General features: G+C 72.0%; 20 protein-coding genes. 8 read left to right on the top strand and 12 right to left on the bottom strand.

The window, feature by feature from the left end:
* Positions 1-76: 76 nt before the first annotated feature.
* Complete coding sequence (locus SPRI_RS20055; RefSeq protein WP_005315613.1) at positions 77-577, bottom strand: type III secretion system chaperone family protein; 501 nt, start codon at positions 575-577, stop codon at positions 77-79.
* Between the two features lie 97 nt (positions 578-674).
* On the bottom strand, positions 675-2,015 hold the full coding sequence (gene mshA / locus SPRI_RS20050; RefSeq protein WP_037774314.1) for a D-inositol-3-phosphate glycosyltransferase: 1,341 nt from the start codon (positions 2,013-2,015) through the stop codon (positions 675-677).
* A gap of 201 nt (positions 2,016-2,216) precedes the next feature.
* Between mshA and SPRI_RS20045 the strand changes: the two genes are divergently transcribed.
* From SPRI_RS20045 to SPRI_RS20035, 3 genes are all read left to right on the top strand, one after another.
* A complete protein-coding gene (locus SPRI_RS20045) occupies positions 2,217-3,002 on the top strand; it encodes a class I SAM-dependent methyltransferase (protein ID WP_037774313.1) in 786 nt (261 codons plus the stop codon).
* A gap of 262 nt (positions 3,003-3,264) precedes the next feature.
* Positions 3,265-4,362 carry a C40 family peptidase gene (locus SPRI_RS20040; protein WP_005315609.1) on the top strand — a complete coding sequence of 366 codons (1,098 nt, stop codon included), beginning with the start codon at positions 3,265-3,267 and terminating at the stop codon, positions 4,360-4,362.
* A 294-nt stretch (positions 4,363-4,656) separates the two neighbouring features.
* Positions 4,657-5,898, top strand: coding sequence for a PP2C family protein-serine/threonine phosphatase (locus SPRI_RS20035; protein WP_050791533.1), 1,242 nt, complete (start codon positions 4,657-4,659; stop codon positions 5,896-5,898).
* Between the two features lie 182 nt (positions 5,899-6,080).
* Here the strand turns inward: SPRI_RS20035 and SPRI_RS20030 are convergent, their stop codons facing one another.
* From SPRI_RS20030 to SPRI_RS20020, 3 genes are all read right to left on the bottom strand, one after another.
* A complete protein-coding gene (locus SPRI_RS20030; protein WP_037774312.1) occupies positions 6,081-6,419 on the bottom strand; it encodes a DUF2516 family protein in 339 nt (112 codons plus the stop codon).
* Positions 6,420-6,549: 130 nt separating this feature from the next.
* A complete protein-coding gene (locus SPRI_RS20025; protein ID WP_005315600.1) occupies positions 6,550-7,146 on the bottom strand; it encodes a hypothetical protein in 597 nt (198 codons plus the stop codon).
* A 33-nt stretch (positions 7,147-7,179) separates the two neighbouring features.
* The gene (locus SPRI_RS20020) at positions 7,180-7,617 is read right to left on the bottom strand and encodes a helix-turn-helix domain-containing protein (RefSeq protein ID WP_037774311.1); all 438 of its coding nucleotides are present in this window, start codon (positions 7,615-7,617) and stop codon (positions 7,180-7,182) included.
* A gap of 186 nt (positions 7,618-7,803) precedes the next feature.
* Here SPRI_RS20020 and SPRI_RS20015 point away from each other — a divergent pair, with 186 nt between their 5' ends.
* Both SPRI_RS20015 and SPRI_RS20010 read left to right on the top strand, forming a co-directional pair.
* Complete coding sequence (locus SPRI_RS20015; protein ID WP_005315595.1) at positions 7,804-8,721, top strand: aminoglycoside phosphotransferase family protein; 918 nt, start codon at positions 7,804-7,806, stop codon at positions 8,719-8,721.
* 19 nt (positions 8,722-8,740) lie between these two features.
* Complete coding sequence (locus SPRI_RS20010) at positions 8,741-9,745, top strand: phosphotransferase family protein (RefSeq protein WP_050791532.1); 1,005 nt, start codon at positions 8,741-8,743, stop codon at positions 9,743-9,745.
* Positions 9,746-9,811: 66 nt separating this feature from the next.
* On the opposite strand, the gene SPRI_RS20005 is transcribed toward SPRI_RS20010, so the two are convergent.
* From SPRI_RS20005 to SPRI_RS19995, 3 genes are all read right to left on the bottom strand, one after another.
* A complete protein-coding gene (locus SPRI_RS20005) occupies positions 9,812-10,714 on the bottom strand; it encodes an oxidoreductase (RefSeq protein ID WP_037774309.1) in 903 nt (300 codons plus the stop codon).
* 97 nt (positions 10,715-10,811) lie between these two features.
* Positions 10,812-11,441 (bottom strand): TetR/AcrR family transcriptional regulator, encoded by a 630-nt coding sequence (locus SPRI_RS20000; RefSeq protein WP_053557144.1) that lies wholly within the window; start codon positions 11,439-11,441, stop codon positions 10,812-10,814.
* On the bottom strand, positions 11,438-12,253 hold the full coding sequence (locus tag SPRI_RS19995; protein WP_005315585.1) for a TetR/AcrR family transcriptional regulator C-terminal domain-containing protein: 816 nt from the start codon (positions 12,251-12,253) through the stop codon (positions 11,438-11,440). Before SPRI_RS19995 ends, SPRI_RS20000 begins: the two co-directional genes overlap by 4 nt.
* Before the next feature lie 118 nt (positions 12,254-12,371).
* Here SPRI_RS19995 and SPRI_RS19990 point away from each other — a divergent pair, with 118 nt between their 5' ends.
* Positions 12,372-13,364 (top strand): ATP-binding cassette domain-containing protein, encoded by a 993-nt coding sequence (locus SPRI_RS19990; protein ID WP_238996235.1) that lies wholly within the window; start codon positions 12,372-12,374, stop codon positions 13,362-13,364.
* On the top strand, positions 13,357-14,130 hold the full coding sequence (locus SPRI_RS19985; RefSeq protein WP_005315580.1) for an ABC transporter permease: 774 nt from the start codon (positions 13,357-13,359) through the stop codon (positions 14,128-14,130). Before SPRI_RS19990 ends, SPRI_RS19985 begins: the two co-directional genes overlap by 8 nt.
* On the opposite strand, the gene SPRI_RS19980 is transcribed toward SPRI_RS19985, so the two are convergent.
* From SPRI_RS19980 to SPRI_RS19970, 3 genes are all read right to left on the bottom strand, one after another.
* On the bottom strand, positions 14,111-15,187 hold the full coding sequence (locus tag SPRI_RS19980) for an aminoglycoside phosphotransferase family protein (protein WP_005315578.1): 1,077 nt from the start codon (positions 15,185-15,187) through the stop codon (positions 14,111-14,113). The two genes, SPRI_RS19985 and SPRI_RS19980, sit on opposite strands and share 20 nt — an antisense overlap.
* Before the next feature lie 121 nt (positions 15,188-15,308).
* Positions 15,309-16,031, bottom strand: a complete 723-nt coding sequence (locus SPRI_RS19975; protein ID WP_234020404.1) for an HAD family hydrolase — start codon at positions 16,029-16,031, stop codon at positions 15,309-15,311.
* 2 nt (positions 16,032-16,033) lie between these two features.
* Entirely contained in the window at positions 16,034-16,960 is a 927-nt protein-coding gene (locus SPRI_RS19970) for a GntR family transcriptional regulator (protein WP_005315567.1), read from the bottom strand.
* Between the two features lie 225 nt (positions 16,961-17,185).
* On the opposite strand from SPRI_RS19970, the gene SPRI_RS38895 reads away from it, so the two are divergent.
* Entirely contained in the window at positions 17,186-17,353 is a 168-nt protein-coding gene (locus tag SPRI_RS38895; protein WP_167306843.1) for a hypothetical protein, read from the top strand.
* Positions 17,354-17,376: 23 nt separating this feature from the next.
* Here the strand turns inward: SPRI_RS38895 and SPRI_RS19965 are convergent, their stop codons facing one another.
* On the bottom strand, positions 17,377-18,255 hold the full coding sequence (locus tag SPRI_RS19965; RefSeq protein WP_005315563.1) for a winged helix-turn-helix domain-containing protein: 879 nt from the start codon (positions 18,253-18,255) through the stop codon (positions 17,377-17,379).
* Positions 18,256-18,259: the final 4 nt, after the last annotated feature.

Genomic DNA, 18,259 nt, shown 5'->3' with positions numbered 1-18,259 from the left:
ACGTCGGCGGTGAGCATGCCACGGCGACCCGGCGCACCGAAAGGGTCGTGCACCGGGCAACGAAGGAATCAGAACGTCAGTCGGCGGGCCGCTGGGTCAGGTGCGTGAACGCGTCCAGGTTGCGCGTCGATTCGCCACGCGACATACGCCACTCGTACTCGCGGCGGATGGCACTCGCGAAGCCCAGCTCCAGCAGGGTGTTGAACGAGCCGTCCGCCGCCTCGAGGATCGAGCCGAGCAGCCGGTCGATCTCCTCGGGCGTCACCACGGAGAGCGGGAGTTTGCCCACCAGGTAGATGTCGCCGAGCCGGTCGATCGCGTAACTCACCCCGTACAGCTTGAGGTTCCGCTCCAGCAGCCAGCGGTGGACGGCCGCGTCGTTCTCGTCGGGATGGCGGATGACGAAGGCGTTGACCGAGAGCGAGTGCTTGCCGACGAGGAACGAGCACGTGGTGGAAAGCTTGCGCGTGCCCGGGAGTTTGACGACGTAGGAGCCCGTGTCGGGGCTCTCCCATTCGAGGTCGGCGTCCTTGAAGACCTGCTCGATGACCCGCGTCGCCTGCTGTACGTCAGCCATGGGGCGAGCGTACGTCAGAGGTACACGCCCCGCGTGCGACCACCGTCACAGCCGCGCGACCCCGCGGCCGTCCGGCCGGCGGGACCCGTGGCGCCCGTCAGTAGTGCGTGGCGCGCGTACGGCGGCGGTGTTCGTACATGGCCGCCTGATAGACGTCGGCGGTCGCCGACGCCGCCGCGTCCCAGCCGAACGACTGCGCGTGCCGGGCCGCCGCCGCCCCCATCCGCTCGGTCCGGGAAGGGTCGCGCACGAAGCCGGCCAGGACGTCCGCGTAGTGCGCGGGGTCGTGCCCCGGCACCAGGAAGCCGGTGCGCTCGTCGCGGACGGCGACCGGCAGACCGCCGACCGAGGCGGCGACCACCGGCGTACCGGCGGCCTGCGCCTCGATGGCGACGAGACCGAAGGATTCGCTGTAGGAGGGCATGACCAGCACGGAGGCCGCGCGGAACCAGTCCGCGAGCTGCTCCTGGCCGACCGGCGGGCGGAAGTGGACGACGTCCGCGATGCCCAGCCTGGCGGCCAGCTTCTGCAGTCCCTCCGGCTTGGCGAGCCCACTGCCGCTGGGGCCGCCGACGACGGGGACGTGGATGCGGCGGCGCAGGGACGGTTCGCGTTCCAGCAGGGTCGCGACGGCGCGCAGCAGGATGTCGGGGGCCTTCAGGGGCTGTATCCGGCCCGCGAACAGCGGGATGAACGCCTCCTGGGGCAGTCCGAGGCGCGCACGGGCGGCGGCCCGCCCGTCCGCGGGGCGGAAGAGGTCCAGGTTCACACCGGGGTGGACGACGGCGATCTTCGCGGGGTCCGCGTCGTAGAAGCGGGCGAGCTCGTCGGCCTCCCCCGCGGTGTTGGCGATCAGCCGGTCGGCGGCGTTCACGATCTGCGTCTCGCCGATCACGCGGGTGGCGGGCTCCGGGGTGTCGCCCTCGGCCAGTGCGGCGTTCTTCACCTTGGCCATGGTGTGCATCGCGTGCACGAGCGGCACGCCCCACCGTTCCGCCGCCAGCCAGCCGACGTGGCCGGAGAGCCAGTAGTGCGAGTGGACGAGGTCGTAGTGGCCGGGGCGGCGGGCGGCCCACGCCTGCATCACCCCATGGGTGAAGGCGCACAGCTGGGGCGGCAGGTCCTCCTTGGCCAGGCCCTCGTAGGGGCCGGCGTCGACATGCCGCACGAGGACGCCGGGGGCCAGCTCCACGGCCGGCGGCAGGCCGCCGGCGGACGCCCGGGTGAATATCTCGACCTCGACGTTGATCGCGGCGAGGCGCTTGGCGAGCTCGACGATGTAGACGTTCATGCCGCCCGCGTCGCCCGTTCCCGGCTGGTGCAGCGGGGAGGTGTGGACGCTGAGCATGGCGACCCGGCGGGGCTTGCGGTTGCCGCCGGGGAAGCGGATACGCGGTGCCATCCGGCTGCTGCCGAGGCGGGACACGTACTGGCTCACGTCGGCGGTCCTCTCGCTGCGGGCACGGCAAAGCGCGGGGCAAGCGGGTCCCGCACAGGCTGACAACAGCGGAGCGGTCCCTTCCATTTCCTTCCGGGGTCACTTTGCCGAATCATTACCGTCCTCGGCCGCCGCGCCCCTTGCGCCGAGGCCGCCGACCACGTCCGTTGTGCGCCGGTCCGACCGCATACCCTCTTGTGCATGGACCGCCCCGTCGGCACCGCGACCCGCGGGACGACCAACCCCAATCGGCTGCGCCGCATGGACCGCTGGATCGCGCATGCGCACGGCCCCGCCCTGCGCCACGCCGACCCGGCCCCCGTGGCCGTCGACCTCGGGTACGGGGCGGCCCCGTGGACGGCGGTGGAACTGCTGCAGCGGTTGCGCACCGCCGATCCCCGGTGCGAGGTCGTCGGCATCGAGATCGACCCCGCGCGGGTCAGTGCCGCGAGGCCCTACGAGCGTGCGGGGCTCGCCTTCCGCCACGGCGGCTTCGAGGTGCCGACGACGGGGCGGCCCTCGCTCATCAGGGCCGCCAATGTGCTGCGGCAGTACGACGAGTCCGAGGTGGCCGCCGTGTGGGCGCGGCTGTGCGGCCGGCTGGCCCCCGGCGGCCTGCTGGTGGAGGGCACCTGCGACGAGATCGGGCGGCGGCACGTATGGGTGGCGCTCGGCCCGGAGGGGCCCCGGACGGTGACGTTCGCGACCCGGCTCGGCTCGCTCGAACGCCCCTCCGACCTCGCGGAGCGGCTGCCCAAGGCGCTCATCCACCGCAACGTGCCGGGGGAGCCGGTGCACGCCTTCCTCCGGGACTTCGACCGGGCGTGGGCGGCGGCGGCCCCGTACGCGTCGCTGGGGGCCCGGCAGCGCTGGATCAAGGCCGTGACGGACCTCGCGGGCAGCTGGCCGCTGGCGGACGACCGGAGACGGTGGCGGCAGGGAGAGGTGACCGTGAAGTGGGCGGCAATCGCACCGAATTCGGGATGAACGGCGCCACGATCGAGTGAATGAACCGAACACGGGAACGCACCGGGGGACTTGCTCGTCAGTGGAGTGGGAGCGAGCGGCGGGCGCGGCCAGGGGTGGGTGATCTGTGGGGGTGATCTGCGCGCCGAACTGCCGATCGACCCTGTCACTTTCGCGTCCGTCATGACACCATCACGACGTCACGCCGAAGTTACTGACGGTTAATCACATTCGGTTGCCCCGCAAGCAGCCGGAGATCAGGCGTTCGTCCGAAGGGGGAGTCGTGAACCGACGCCACTGTGCCACTGCCGCGATCACACTGGTCTGCGCTCTGACGCTGCTGGCGTCCCCCGGCACGGCCTTCGCGGCCCCCGAGCCCGCCCCGACGACACCGGCGTCCGTCACCCGGCCGGGGGCGCTCCCGCCGCCCCCGCCCACCGCGCCGGACCGGTCGCTCGAGGCGGTCCGCCTGGAGATAGACGCCCTCTACCGCAAGGCCGCGTCCGCGACGGACGCGTACAACCTCGCGGAGGAACAGACCCAGAAGCAGTCTGCCGAGATCGTGAAGCTCGCGCAGGAGATGGCCAAGGGCCAGGCCAGGATCGAAGAACTGAAGAACCGCGCGGGCGCGGCCGCCCGCGCCCAGTACCGCGCGGGCGGGCTGCCCCCCGAGGCGCAGCTCGCGCTCGTCGACGATCCCCAGCTGTTCCTCGACGGCGTCGGCCGCATCCAGCAGGGCCAGAAGGCCACCAAGGACCTGATCACCGAACTGACCCGCACACAGGCGGACTTGGCGACGTACACCAAGGACGCCAGCGCCCAGTGGGAGAGGCTCGAGGCCAACCGCGCCAAGAAGGAGAAGGCCCAGAAGGAGATCAAGGACCGGATCGCCGCCGCCAAGAAACTCGAGGACCAGCTCGAGAAGGAGGAGCTGGCGACGCTCCTGCAGCTGGAACAGCGGGCGCAGTACGACGCACAGGCCGCCTGGCTGAACTCCGGCGCGCTGAAGGGCGTGGGCGGCACGGCGAGCGAACAGGGCCGCGAGGCGCTCCGGTTCGCCACCGAGCAGCTCGGCAAGCCGTACGTGTGGGGCGCCGAGGGACCGGACTCCTACGACTGCTCGGGGCTCACCTCACAGGCGTGGGCCGCCGCCGGCCGGACCATCCCCCGCACCTCGCAGGAACAGTGGCGGCTGCTGCCCCGGGTCCGCATCCAGGACATGCGCCCCGGCGACCTGATCATCTACCACTCGGACGCCAGCCATGTCGGTATGTACATCGGCGACGGCGCGATCATCCACGCGCCCCGGCCCGGCAGGAACGTGACCGTGGCCGGAGCCGGATCGATGTCCATCCTCGGCGTCGTCCGCCCCGACAAGTGACGCCCGGCCGCCGGGACCACGGCGGCCGGACGCGGGCACCGCGTCGCAAGTGACGCACGCCACGCGGAGGAAGGGGCCGAAAGGGCGCCCGGGGTGATGTTCGTCATGGGCCGCCCGGCAACTACGCCCCCATGCGCGGCATATGCCACCGGCTCTTCGCTGATCGCCATTCCGTTCCGCCACCGCATACCGCTATGGTCCCCGTCGTGGGGGCACCTCCCAGGCGAAGCTCTGGGGGAGGGTCGTCGATCGTCGTCCTGCCGCGCCCTCGGGGGGAGGGAAGGAACAACACCGATGCCCGTACCCGTACCGCGACAGAGGAACGTCCCCGTCGCGGAGACCGCCCCCGTCGGAGCCGGCGGCGGCGACCTCATACTCCTCGTCATCGAGGACGACCCTGCGGGCACCTTCAGCGTTCCCGGTCTGCTGGACGCCGCAGGTGCGCGCGTCCGCATCCGCACCGCCCGGAACCTCACCGAGGCCGAGCGGCTGCTCACCGACGACGTCCACTGCGTCCTCGTCGACCTCGCGCTCCCCGGACGCCCGCAGGACGACGCCCTCGGCGCGCTCAAGCACGTCCTGCGCCTCGCGCCCCGGCACGCCGTGCTGGCGCTGACCGCGTCCGGCGACACGGAGCTGGCCGCGGAGGCGGTACGGCTGGGCGCCCAGGACCACCTCGTCCGCGAGGAGCTCGACGGACGCCTGCTGACCCGCGCCGTGCGGTACGCGGTGGAGCGCAAGCGGGCCGACACCGCCCAGGTGAAGCTCGCCGAGTCCCGGCTGCGCGCCCAGGAGAACGCCCGGCTCGAGCGTGGCCTGCTGCCCACTCCCCTGCTGGAGGGCTCGGACCTGCGCTTCGCGGCGCGCTACCGCCCGGGGCGCTCCCGCGCCCTGCTCGGCGGCGACTTCTACGACACCGTCCGCACCCCGGACGGCACGGTCCACGCCATGATCGGCGACGTCTGCGGCCACGGCCCGGACGAGGCGGCGCTCGGCGTGGAACTGCGCATCGCCTGGCGGGCCCTCACGTTCGCCGGACTGTGCGGCGACGACCTGCTGTCCACGCTCCAGCAGGTGCTGGAGCACGAGCGGGAGAGCGACGAGATCTTCGCGACGCTCTGCACGGTGGACATCTCCGCCGACGGGCGGCGGGCCGGGCTCTGCCTGGCGGGCCACCCGTCCCCGCTGATCGCCCGGCACGGCCGGGCCGCGCAGCTGCTCCCGTACGACGACGGCGGCCCGGCGCTCGGCCTGCTGCCGCGTGCCCGCTGGCCGCGCCGCCAGGTGGAGCTGGGCGGCTCGTGGAGCCTGATGATGTACACGGACGGGCTCATAGAGGGCCGCAAGGGGCCGGACACCAAGCAGCGACTGGGCCAGGACGGCATGCTCGCGATGATCAACCGGCAGCTGTCGGCCGGGCTGGACGGCGAGTCGCTCCTCGAGGCCGCCGTCGGCGAGGTGCGTGAACTCAACGGCGGTGACCTCACGGACGACGTGGCGGTGCTGCTGCTGAGCCGCGACGGGGCGCGCCGCTGAGCGACGGGCGTCCGTCGCGGTGACCGGGTGACGGTCGCGGTCCTCGGCACGTGCCTCGCCGGCCGCGGCGCCCTGTCCCGAACGCGCGGGCGCGCCGCCGGGCGACGAGTGCCCTACGGGAGGAACAGACACGCCGATGGGCTCACCATGAGCTCACCGGCGCGGGTCGGGCCTTGCGGCGGTCAGCGGCCGCCGTTGTACGGGCCGTACGGGCCGTCGCTGCTGGAGCCGCCACGCCGCCTGCCGCCGCCCGAGACCTGCTGGAGGGCAGGACGCACGTCGACGAAGAAGACGATCGAGGCGATCAGCCCGGCGATCGACAGGAAGAGCATGGGGACGAAGAGGTTCACGGCGACCGCGACACCGAGGATGACCAGCCAGAACGGCTTGGTCTTCTTGTCGGCGGCACGGTAGGCGTCCTCACGCGCCACGGCGGCCATGACGAGGGCGGCCACGGACGTGACGAGGAAGACCAGGTTGACGATCATCCAGAGCCCGAAGTCGAACTTGTCAGCCAGCATCCTCAGCACCGCCTAGTGAGTGGTCGATGTCCCCTGCCTCGCGGCTCGGACACGCCCCAAGGTACCTCCGAGGGTGCCCGTGGCGCGATGAACGTGCCGGGCGCCGCTCCCAGCGGCGCCCGCGCATCGCTCACTTCGCGGCCGGCGGCGTGCTCTTCTTGGCGGCCGGCTTGCGCACGGCGGTCCTGCGCGCGGCCGGCTTCTTGTCCTCGGCGCTCTGCGGCTCCGTGGCGACGACCACGGGCTTCGCGTCGCTCTGCTTGCTCTTCGCCGGCTCGGGCTCGACGGCGACGGCGATCTCGGTGATCTCCTCCGCCGCCTCGCCACGCCACGCCCGCACGGTCTGCTCGCCGTGCTCGGCGACCTTCTCGTACGTCTCACGGGCCTTGACCGCGTACTCGGCGGCGACGCCGACGCCGCGCAGCGCGAGGTCCTGGGCGCTCTCGCCCAGCTTCTTCAGATCGGTGTCGAAGTTCCCGATCACCTCGGCGACCTTGGCCTGCACGGTGGCCTGCGCCTCCTTGGCCTGCGCGGTCACCTTCTCCTGCACGGCCTTGGGGTCGGTGTTGCGCACGGCGTCGATACGGCCCGGCGCCTCGGCGGCCAGCTGCTCGATCAGCGCGGGCACCTTCCTGGCCTGCTGGACGGCCAGGTCGGCGGTGCCGGCGGCGAAGTAGAGGGGAGTCGGGTCGGTGAGGGTCTTGCGCAGGTCATCGGTGATGGCCATGACTGTGTCCTCCCGGAACGCAGATCGGTTCGTTCAGTTCGTCTTCTGTTCGGCATCGCCCGTGCCGGCCGTGCGGGGGCCGTCAGCGGCGGTGTCCTCGTGGGCTTCGGCGGCAGCGGCGGTCTCGAGCCCGTTCTCCTTGCGGAAGGACTCGTAGATCTGGAGAAGCACCTGCTTCTGCCGCTCGTTGATGGAGGGGTCGGCGAGGATGACGGCGCGCGTCTCCAGCTCGTCCCGCTCCTGCTCGTCCAGGATCCCGGCCCGCACGTACAGCGTCTCCGCCGAGATCCGCAGGGCCTTGGCGACCTGCTGGAGGACCTCGGCGCTCGGCTTGCGCAGCCCGCGCTCGATCTGACTCAGATACGGATTGGACACCCCGGCGGCGTCGGCGAGCTGCCGCAGGGACAGCTGCGCGTTGCGCCGCTGTTCGCGGAGGTACTCACCGAGATTGCCGACGTTGAGCGATGCCATGTTCCGATGGTGCCGCACCGGTGCTAACTATTGCAAGCAACTGCTTGCAATAGTGTCGCAAGCAACACCCGGACGGCCCAGCGGACCGAAGGCCGGCCCCTCGTCGAGTCTGCTCCCCGGGCGCGGAACCATGCCTGACGGAAAGTCATTGGCTTCCCCCTCCGTCCACCGGAGAGACTTCCCCGCGTGACGCTTCACGAGAACGAGATCCCGGTCGACGAGACGCTGGTCCGGTCACTGCTGACGGCGCAGCGCCCGGAGTGGGCGGACCTGCCGTTGTCGCCGGCGGGCGCGGGCACGGAGAACACCATGTACCGGCTGGGCGACGACCTGCTCGTCCGGCTGCCACGGACCGCCGACAAGGGACAGTCCTTGCGCAAGGAGCAGGAGTGGCTTCCCCGCCTGGCGCCGCTCCTCACCTGTCCGATCCCCGAGCCCGTCCACGCCGGGACACCCACCGCCGCCTTCCCCACGGTCTGGTCGGTCCACCGCTGGATCGACGGCGACCAGGCCGGCCCCGACACCGTCAGGGACTGGTCCGCCTTCGGGGCGGACCTGGCGGCGGTCGTCGGCGAACTCCACGGCATCGACCTCATGGGAGCGACGCGCGCGGACGACCTGAGCTGGTACCGCGGGGGCGGCCTGAGGCCGTGCGCCGAGTGGATCGGCCGGTGCTTCGCCGACTGCCGGGCCACCGTGGGCCCCGAGCTCGAAGTCGACACGCTGGAACAGTTGTGGCGGGCCGCGCTCGAACTGCCCGAGCCCTCGTCACCTCATGTGTGGCTGCACGGCGACCTCAAGCCGACCAACCTCCTGGTGCGGGAAGGAAGGCTCCGCGCGGTCATAGATTTCGGAGCGCTCTCCGTCGGCTTCCCCGACGCCGAGCACTCCACGGTCTGGGACCTGCCGTCCCAGGCACGACAGGCCTACCGGGACGCCTTGAGCCTGGACGACGTGACCTGGGACCGCGCCCGCGCCTGGGCGATCGCGGTGGGGGTCAGCGGGATCTCCTACTACTGGCACACCTATCCCGCCTTCGTCGCCGAATGCCGGGCACGGCTCGGGGCGATCCTCGCTGACGCCGCGGCGCCTCGAGCGGCCTGAGCGGGCAAGGAGGCCGGCCATGAGCAGGGACACGGACGACGGACGCGGGCGGGAGCACGGCGAGGACTGGGCGGCAACGCGCGCCTGGGTGCAGGAGCAACTCGGGGAAGACGAGCGGATCGAGGGCGTCGAGCGGCTTCTCGGCGGATGGACGTCCACGATGCGGCGACTGCGTGTCACGGGGCCCGCGGGCGCTGAACGCACGCTGGTGCTCCGCTCGTTCGTCGAACCGTTCTACCGCCGTCACGCCGCGGGGCTGCTCACCCGTGAGGCCCGCATCCTGCGGATGCTCGCCCCGGCAGGCGTGGTGCCGGTGGCGGAGCTCCGGGCCGTCGACCCGGACGCCGAACACTGCGACCACCCCTCGCTCCTGATGAGCCTGCTCCCGGGGCGCGTCCGGCTGGACGAGGCCGGCGCCGGCCGCCGGGCCGCCCTGCTCGCGGACCAGTTGGTCCGCATCCACCGGCTGGACGTACCCGAAGGGGAGCGGCCCCGTGCCTACCAGGCGTGGACCGCTCCCGAGCGGGTCCGGCCGCCCGCGGTGACGGACCGGCCCGACGTGTGGCGGCGTGCGGTCGACGTCATACGCCGGGACCCGCCCGCCCACCGGGCCTGCTTCCTCCACCGCGACTTCCACCCCGGGAACGTGCTCTTCACCGGGGAGCGGGACGACCTGCGCATCAGCGGGGTCGTCGACTGGGTGGAGACCTCCTGGGGCCCCGCCGACCTGGACGTCGCCCACTGCTCCACGACCCTCGCCCTGCTGCACGGCACGGACGAAGGGCTGCGCTTCGCGGACCGCTACACCGCCGCCGGCGGACTGCTCGCCGAGGATCCGGCCGACCACCTCTACTGGAGGATGCTCGACGCGCTGGCCTTCGCCCCGGACGCCGAGAAGGTCGCCGTCCCGTGGCGGGAACTCGGCCGCACGGACCTGACGCCGCGACTGGTCGCACGGCGGCTGGAGGACTACCTCGAAGCGCTGCTGCGCCGCTACGCCCGAGGCTCCCGCCCCGCCCCGTAGCCGTTCCGGCCGAGGCCCCGGCCCCTCGCCATGACCGCCGAGGCCGAGGCCACCGCCGCACAGCCGTTACTGCTGGGGTTCCCGACCCGCTCCGTCCAGCAGAGCCATCTCGTCGTCCGAGAGCCGCAGGGCGCCGGCAGCCACGTTGTCGGCCAGGTGGTCCGGGTTGCCGGTGCCCGGGATCGCGAGCACGTGCGGGCCGCGCTGCAGCGTCCAGGCGAGCCGTACCTGCGCCGGGGTCGCGCCGTGCGCCCGGGCGACGGCGCGGACCTCCTCGCTGTCCGTGCTGCTCGCGCCGGCCTCCCGGCCGGCGCCGGCGATCGCGAAGAACGGCACGAACGCCACGCCCTGTTCACCGCAGGAGTCGAGGAACGCGTTGTGCTCCGGCGAGGCACCCACTCCGTACGGGTTCTGCACGCACACGACCGGTGCGACGGCCTGCGCCTCTTCGAGGTGGTGCGGCCTGACGTTGGAGATGCCGAGATGGCGGATCAGGCCGGCGTCCCGCAGTCCGGCGAGGACCTCGAAGTGGGCCGCCAGCGAGCCGGTCTCACCACTGCGCGGGACGCGCAGGTTCACCACGTCCAGATGATCGCGGCCGAGCTGCCGCAGATTCTCCTCGACCTGTCCCCGCAGCTGCTCCGGCGAGGCCCACCACCAGTTCCCGGACGGGTCGCGTCCGGGCCAGACCTTGGTGGTGATGACGAGGTCGGACGGATACGGGTAAAGGGCCCGGTTGATCAGCTCGTTGGCGGAGCGGGTGGCCGAGAAGTAGAACGCGGCGGTGTCGATGTGGTTCACGCCGAGCTCGACGGCCCGTCGCAGCACCGCGATCGCCCGGTCCCGGTCGCTGGGACCGCCGTCCGCGTCCGCGGTCAGCCGCATCGCGCCGAACCCGATCCGGTTGACCGTCAGGTCACCCAGCTGCCAACTCCCCGCAGCGGAGGCGGTGATCGTCTCTGTGGTCATCCCGGAAGTCTGACACGCACGCCGGCGGCGCGAGGGGCAACGGCCGGCGGCATCGGCAGCCGGAGCGGGCGGGCAGGTCCCCTTCCGGCACCGGAATTCACCCCAGACCCGCCCGCAGTTGCGCGAAGGCCTCATCGGCCGCGGCCGCGGCGTCCGGCGCGATGTCCTCGGCCCGTTCCCCCGCCGCGAGCCGCCGCCAGTTCTCGTCCGCGAGGATGCGCAGCACGGCCACGATCTGCCCCGCCGCCAGCCTGGCGGCGAGCCCCCGCGCCCCCGCGGCGCACAGCGCCTGAGCCAGCGCCCCCTCCGACCTGCCCCGGTAGGCGTGGAGCCGCGCGACCAGGCTCGGCGTCCCGTACAGCAGACGGTGGAAGGCGAGCACGCCCTCCTCGTCGTTCAGCCCGGTGACCGGGTCGCGACGCGCCAGCCCGTCGAGGAAGTGGCGGTGCAGCGCGTCGAGCGGCGGGACACCGGCCGGGCGGGCGGCGACCACGCGCGCGGCCTCGTCCTCGCGATCGGCGAACCGGTGCAGCGCCAGGTCCTCCTTCGTGGGGAAGTACCGGAAGAGCGTCGGCTTGGAGACGTCCGCCGCGGCCGCCACCTCGGCGACCGACACCGCGTCGAAGCCCCGCTCGAGGAAGAGCGCGACGGCGGCGTCGGAGATCGCCCGGTAGGTGAGGCGCTTCTTGCGCTCGCGCAGCCCCGTTCCGCTGCTCGCGCCGCTCATGTCCGCGATCCTCCCTCGCGCTCCGCCCCGCCCGCGAGGCGTTTCTCGACCAGGACCCCCACCCCGTCCAGCAGTCGCTCCAGCCCGAAGACGAACTCGAAGTCCTGGCTGTCCGGTTCGTACAGCACCCGCGACTCCAGCAGTCGGGCGAGGGCCGGATAGCGCTCGGGGTCGGCGAACCGCTCCAGAGTGTCCGCGTAGCGGCGCATGACCACCTCGGGGGACTCGCCGCTCGCCGCGATCGCCGCTCCGAGGTCGGCCATGAGCGTGGCCTCGTTGCGCACGAAACCGCCGACCAGCAGGACCACCGAGATCTTCTCGCCCTCGTCGAGACCGGTGTCCGCCAGGGCGGCGAGGCCACGGTCCCACCAGGCGACCGAGTGGGGGGTGGCCGGCGGGCCGGAGACGGGGATGCGCAGCATCCACGGATTGCGGTGGAAGACCTCGCGCTGTGCCCACGCCCAGGCCGCCAGCGCCTCACGCCAGCCGGTCCCGGGGGCCGGGGGTTCGGGCGGCAGGCCGACGGCCTCCTCCAGCATCAGGATGTAGAGCTCGTCCTTCGCGGCCACGTACCGGTACAGCGACATCGTGGAGACGCCGAGCTCCTTGGCGACCCTCCCCATGGAGACCGCCGGGAGCCCTTCGGAGGACGCCAGGGCCACGGCGGCCGCGACGATCCGCTCGATGCCGATGCCCGGCTTGGGGCCTTTCCCGGGGCGTTCCCGCAGGCCCCACGCGGCCTCGATGCTCGCGGGCAGCCCGGTCCCGGTCCTCGCGCCGTCCGGGCCGCGCCTGCGTCCACTGCCCGCCATCGCTCCGCCGCCTTCTGCTGTCGCCGCTGCCCGCCGCCCTCTCGCGCTTGACGCCCATCCTAGTAATGCGTAACCCTTACACAGTAACGCGTATGACATACGCAGAAGGGGGATCTCCATGATGAGCACCGGAAGGCCCGCGGCCACTCGACGGCCACCGCCCGACACCGCGGCCGCGATCGAGGCACACGGCCTGCGCAAGTCCTACGGGAAAGTGACCGTGCTCGACGGCGTCGGCCTCCGGGTCGAAAGGGGCAGCGTCTTCTCGCTGCTCGGACCGAACGGAGCGGGCAAGACCACGACCGTGCGCATCCTCGCCACCCTCACCACCCCCGACGCCGGGCATGCCCGGGTGGCGGGTCACGACGTGACGGCCGAGCGGGGCCGGGTACGCCGGGCCATCAGCCTCACCGGCCAGTTCGCGGCGGTCGACGAGAAGCAGACCGGCGAGGAGAACCTCCGCATGATGGCCCGCCTCAGCGGGCGCTCCCGCGCGGCGTCACGGCGACGCGCGGCCGAGCTGCTGGAGCGCTTCGACCTCGCGGCCGCCGGACGCCGCCTCGCCGTGACGTACTCCGGCGGCATGCGCCGCCGCCTCGACCTCGCCGCCGGGCTCGTCGGCGACCCCGAGGTCGTGTTCCTGGACGAGCCGACGACCGGCCTCGACCCACGCAGCCGCCAGGAGCTCTGGCAGGTCGTGCGCGACCTCTCCGGCCGCGGCACCACGGTCTTCCTCACCACCCAGTATCTGGAGGAGGCCGACCGGCTCGCCGACCGCGTCGCCGTCATGGACGCGGGCCGCATGGTGGCGGAAGGCACCGCCGCGGAGCTCAAGGCGAAGGTCGGCGGCCACCGCCTGGACATCGTGTTCACCGACCGGGCCGCCTACGCACGGCACGAGGAGCGGGCCGTGCACCGCTCCCCCGATTCGCTCACGCTCGGCCTGCCGACCGACGGCACCGCCCTCGAGGTGCGGGCACTGCTCGACGCCGTCGATCCGGAGCGGCGGGACGTCTCCCGCTTCTCGCTGCACACGACGACGCTCGACGACGTCTTCCTGTCCCTCACCCGCACCGGCGGCGCTTCCCGGCAGGAGACCACCCATGTCTGAGACGACGGCCGCCGGCCGCCTGCTGACCCCCGCCCTGACCATGACCGGCCGCTGCGTCCGCATCGGCCGCCGCGACGTCGACGCCGTCATCACGTCGATGATGCTGCCGGTCATGCTGATGCTGGTCTTCGTCTACTTCTTCGGCGGAGCGATCAACACCGGTACGCAGTACGTCAACTACGTCGTCCCGGGCATCCTCGTGCTCTGCTCCGCCTTCGGCTCGTCCGGCACGGCGGTCCGTGTGAGCGAGGACATGAAGGGCGGCATCATCGACCGCTTCCGGTCCCTCGACGTCGGCGGCACGTCGATCCTGGCCGGTCATGTCGTGGCGAGCACCCTGCGCAACGTCTTCTCGACCGCGCTCGTCCTCTCCGTCGGCCTCGTCATCGGCTTCCGCCCGTCCGCCTCCGCGGCGGGCTGGATCGCCGCGGCGGGCATCCTCCTGGCGTTCCTGGTGGCGCTCTCCTGGCTGTCGGCGGCGGTCGGCCTCATGGCCAGAACACCGGAAGCCGCGTCCGCCTTCACCTTCTTCATGATGTTCCTGCCCTATCCGAGCAGCGCGTTCGTCCCCGTCGAGACCATGCCGACCTGGCTCCACGGCTTCGCCGAGCACCAGCCGGTCACACCGCTGATCGAGTCCCTCCGCGGCCTCCTGCACGACCAGCCGGTCGGCACCGCGCCGTGGACGGCACTGGCGTGGTGCGGGGCGATCCTGGCGGTGGCGGTCTGCCTGTCGGGGGTGCTGTTCAGGGTGCGGACACGCTGAACGACACCAGGGCGGTCATGATCCGGGGCACGTCCGGCGGCGGCGCGGAACCCAGCGCGGAACGCCCCCGGGCGAGGACCGATCGCAGCTTGTGCGACGTCGCCTGGAGGGCACGCCAGTCGATGTCCCCCCGGGCGACGCCGAGGGCCGCACGGATGACGTCCGTGTAGACGGACTGCGCCCGCTTGTAGCGCAGCAGATGCGGCAGGTCCTTGCGCCATCCGCGCGAGCTGCCCGGCCGGGCCTGTTCGACCGCGTCCCGCCAGCGGCGGGCCACCTCCGCCTCCTGCTGCGCCGGATATCCCATCAGGTGCAGGTGGGTGGCGAGGTCGTACAACGGGTCGCCGTACATGGCCAGTTCCCAGTCGATCGTCCACAGCCGGCCCTCGCCGTCGACGATGAAGTTCTCCCGGTGCAGGTCCCCGTGCAGGAGGCAGAAGGGACGCCTGCTGAAGGAGCGCGTCCGCTCCGCGAGCCGCAGCAGCCCCTCCTCCGGCACGCCGAGCTCCTGGAACAGCCGTCCGTACACGGGCCGGTGCGCCCGATGGACGAACTCCTCCGTGAAACGGATCAGCCCTTCGGCGAACGCGCCGCAGTCCCCGTCGTCGGCGCCGCCTGAAGCGGGGGCCGGTTCCTCCGGCGGCAGCGCCTCCGGGGGTACGGCCGCGAGCTCACGGAACAGGCGCTCGATCTGGGCGACATGAGCTTCCTCGACAGCGGTCCCGGGACGCCCGTGCAGGGCGAGCGTCGAGCCCTCGATGAACCGCTGGAGCCCGATGTCGTCGACCACGATGATCTCCGGAACGCTGGAGACGTGCCCGGCCAGAGCGCGGACCAGCGCCCCTTCCGAGGGGAAGGAGCGCCGGTCGAAGCGGAGAATCCCCTCACGGGGCTCCCGGCACTTCCACCGGACCGTCCCGGCGCCGCCCGCCGGGTGGGGCAACGGGAAGGCGTAGGTCTCGTGGTGGTAGCCCTTGAGCGGCCCTTCGATCAGCGCCTCGCCGGCGCTGAGCCGCACGGCCTGCTGCCACACCCTCGCCGAAGGCTCGGCCGTCATGCTCGCTGCCCCCGTGTGAATGCGGCCGCCTCCTCGTTCACGGACCTCCCTGGGTGGTGCGGTCCTCCTCCACAAGCACGGTACAACTGCCGTGCCGCTGTGGGTCTCCGGCCGCCCCGCCTCAGACGAACGGAAGGAACTCCGCCATCCCGGAAGCGATCAGCGGCACACCGGCCTCCCGCAGCCGTCGCCTTCCCCGCTCGGAACGGTGGTACCCGTAGAACGGCATCCCCACCTCCCGGGCGGCCCGGAAGTCCGTGCCGGTGTCGCCGATCATCAGGTGCCGGTCCACGGCGACGCCGCGCACCATGGCCTCCCGGAGCGGCGCCGGATGGGGTTTCATCAGCAGCGCGTCCCGGCCCCTGCCGATCACCGGGCCCTCGAAGCAGTGGCGCACGGACATGCGCGCCAGGATCCGTGTCGCGGCGTCCACGTGGTTGTTCGTCGCGACGGAGAGGGTCCTTCCGGAGGCGTGGCACGCCTCGATGAAGGCGGCGGCGCCCGGCGTGGGCGTCGCCGACTCGGCGGCCTTGCGCTCGTAGGCGTCGAGCTGGTCGTGCATCTTCGCGACGGTCTCCGCCCAACCGCCGCGGCCGTTGTTCCTCCGCATCTCCGCGGTGTGCCCGTACAGCAGGGCCATCGGGTCGGGGCAGCCGCGCAGTTCCTCGACCAGGCAGCCGTCGCGTTCGGCGATCTCCCACAGCTCGTCGGCGATGACCGCCGCGGGCTCGCCCGCGAAGACCCGCGCGATCGGCCCGTCGAGGTCGAACACGATGCACTGGGCCCGGGACAGCATCTCCCGCATCGCGTCCGGGACCGTCACGGACGTGGTGACAGGTGGCACGGTCAGAAATCCGCCTCTTTGGCTTGGTGTTTCCACATCGAATCGAAGAGGAACTGGAACGCCCGCACGATGCCGACCTGTTCGGGTGTGGAGTCGGCGGCGGCACGGAAGGGGAACAGGGTCGCCCCGGTGCCGTACGCGTCGAGGATCGTCACCTCCTCACCGTCCGGAGGGACGGTGATCGTCCCCAGCTCCGGCGGGTAGAAGCCCTGGAGGGCCAGCCGGCGGTTGAGGATGTACAGCTTGAGCTGCGGCGCGAACGGGACCAGCCGGACCTCGACGGAGACCTCTGACACGAGTCCGCGGTCGCGCAGCTCGTACAGAGACTGGCTGAGCATGGACGCGTGCGCCTGGAGAATGCCTCGCAGCCTGCGCCGTACGCGGGGATCGTCCCGCCCGTCCTGCAGCCGCGGGATCGCCAGCACGGGAGAGTCGGTGTCCGGGAGCATCAGCCGGGCGCTGATGCTGCGCGGCGGGCGGATCTCGCCGTCCATGATGCGGGTCTTCTGGGCGGACACCCTGGCCGCGAGGGTCTCCGTGGTCATCGAGAAGACGTCGAGGGTGACCTCCGTGGCCTCGAACGCCTCTTCCAGGTAGGGCGCGAGAACCACCGGGGGGACGCGCTCGGAGACGACCGCCCACACGTCCTCGCCGTCGCCCGCGCCGGCCTGCGCCGGGATGCCGCGGCCGCTCCGGCTCACGAACGTCCCGCTGCCCTGCCGGGACTCGATGAGCCCCTGCTCCCTGAGGACCTCGATGGCCCGGTTCACGGTCGCCCGGGACACACCGAACCGCGAGACCAGCTCACTCTGGGTCGGCAGACGGTCCCCCGGCCGGCGTGTGCCGTCGTTGATCTCCCTGCGCAGGGCGTCGGCGACCGACAGGTACCTGTGCGTGTGGTCTCGCGGGACAGATCCATGACTCGTCACGCCGCAACCTTACAACTGACGTACAGCCAAGGAGAGATGCCTCGCACTGCCCCGACAAGAAACAAGCAACCAGACAAGTTTGCGACCGCGCCCCCGGGGGGCATCACCCATACAGGTCAACCAGACGAATTTGTACGGCAGTTGACCCAACGTCTGTTCCAGTTGTCAGCCCCGCAGCACAACGGAGTGCGAGCCCGGCGCCTCTCCCTCGAAGGAGTGATCCCCATGCCTCTCATCACCCTCCTCGCCGAGCAGTACGTCCAGCTGCGGTACGGCTTCGTGGCCGCCCTGGGGCTCGCTCTGCTGGCGGTCGGCATCAAGGCGGAGAACGCGGCCTGCGCCGGTATCGGCAGCTTCCTGCTGATCGCTCCGGCAGTCAGCACGGGGCCGTGACGGCACTCGTGCTCGACGGCTGATCAGCCGTCGAGCACGACGTCGGCGGCCAGCGTGCCCCAGAGACTGTCGAACCACGTCTGCGACTGGGCCACGAACGCCTGGTCCCGCCGTCCCCCGCCGGCCTCGAAGGGGAAGAGCGTCGAGTCGCTGCCGAGGGCGTCGAAGATCCTCGTGTCCGTGCCGGCGATGCGTTCCGTGCGCTCATGGACGTTGTAGTACGCGAAGAGGGCGTCCGCGCCGTTCAGCAGGTAGAGCTTCACCGGTGGCGTGAAGGGCAGCGTCCTCAGCGTCACCTCGACGTCGATGCCCCGGGTGGCCAGTGCCTCGAGGCTCAGCAGCAGTCCACGCCCGTGGCCGTCGCGCCGCGTCCGCCAGTGCTTGTGCACCTTGCCGTCGTCGGCCGCCGCCTCCACCGGCCGCGGGAAGGCCAGCTTCATGTCGTGCGCCGGCACGAGGACCCTGACCCGGACGCTTTCCGGCGTGATCTCCCGCGCCTGGACCCGCCTCAGCGGTTCGGCGAGGGCCTGATTGAGCGTCTCCGTGGTGAGACAGATCGCGTCGACCTGTACGTTCGGCGCCTCGAACGCCTCGATCAGACGCGGCCCGAGGGCGGCGGCCGTCGTCCTGGGCGCCTCCTCCGCGTCCCGCTGCGGCGGGACGGAGACCCGGGCCGGCGCGCCCTTGCCGCCCTCCGTGATCAGACCCGCGTCGCGCAGCAGCTCCAGCGCCTGGCGGACCGTGCGCCGTTCGACGCCGAACTCGGCGGCGAGCTGCTCCTGCGTCGGCATCCGCTCGCCCGGTCTCAGCAGACCGGTGCGGATGCGTTCGGTCAGGACATCTGCCACCTCGCCGTACGAGGGCCTGCCCCGGGCCGCCACTGCCTGTTGCTCATGGGTCACACCT

This window comes from Streptomyces pristinaespiralis (assembly GCF_001278075.1).
Classification (GTDB): domain Bacteria; phylum Actinomycetota; class Actinomycetes; order Streptomycetales; family Streptomycetaceae; genus Streptomyces; species Streptomyces pristinaespiralis.
Note: the sequence above shows the minus strand (reverse complement) of the source record. Positions and strands in the feature narration are given on the sequence as shown.

Bases quoted from the DNA above. Each gene is read 5' to 3' on its own strand.
- SPRI_RS19990 (WP_238996235.1), top strand. From the start codon at position 12,372: ATGATGAGCACCGGAAGGCCCGCGGCCACTCGACGGCCACCGCCCGAC.
- SPRI_RS19980 (WP_005315578.1), bottom strand. From the start codon at position 15,187: ATGACGGCCGAGCCTTCGGCGAGGGTGTGGCAGCAGGCCGTGCGGCTC.
- SPRI_RS20025 (WP_005315600.1), bottom strand. From the start codon at position 7,146: ATGGCCATCACCGATGACCTGCGCAAGACCCTCACCGACCCGACTCCC.
- SPRI_RS20010 (WP_050791532.1), top strand. From the start codon at position 8,741: ATGAGCAGGGACACGGACGACGGACGCGGGCGGGAGCACGGCGAGGAC.
- SPRI_RS19985 (WP_005315580.1), top strand. From the start codon at position 13,357: ATGTCTGAGACGACGGCCGCCGGCCGCCTGCTGACCCCCGCCCTGACC.
- SPRI_RS20000 (WP_053557144.1), bottom strand. From the start codon at position 11,441: ATGAGCGGCGCGAGCAGCGGAACGGGGCTGCGCGAGCGCAAGAAGCGC.
- SPRI_RS20020 (WP_037774311.1), bottom strand. From the start codon at position 7,617: ATGGCATCGCTCAACGTCGGCAATCTCGGTGAGTACCTCCGCGAACAG.
- SPRI_RS19995 (WP_005315585.1), bottom strand. From the start codon at position 12,253: ATGGCGGGCAGTGGACGCAGGCGCGGCCCGGACGGCGCGAGGACCGGG.
- SPRI_RS20030 (WP_037774312.1), bottom strand. From the start codon at position 6,419: ATGCTGGCTGACAAGTTCGACTTCGGGCTCTGGATGATCGTCAACCTG.
- SPRI_RS20005 (WP_037774309.1), bottom strand. From the start codon at position 10,714: ATGACCACAGAGACGATCACCGCCTCCGCTGCGGGGAGTTGGCAGCTG.
- SPRI_RS20045 (WP_037774313.1), top strand. From the start codon at position 2,217: ATGGACCGCCCCGTCGGCACCGCGACCCGCGGGACGACCAACCCCAAT.
- SPRI_RS38895 (WP_167306843.1), top strand. From the start codon at position 17,186: ATGCCTCTCATCACCCTCCTCGCCGAGCAGTACGTCCAGCTGCGGTAC.
- SPRI_RS20055 (WP_005315613.1), bottom strand. From the start codon at position 577: ATGGCTGACGTACAGCAGGCGACGCGGGTCATCGAGCAGGTCTTCAAG.
- SPRI_RS20035 (WP_050791533.1), top strand. From the start codon at position 4,657: ATGCCCGTACCCGTACCGCGACAGAGGAACGTCCCCGTCGCGGAGACC.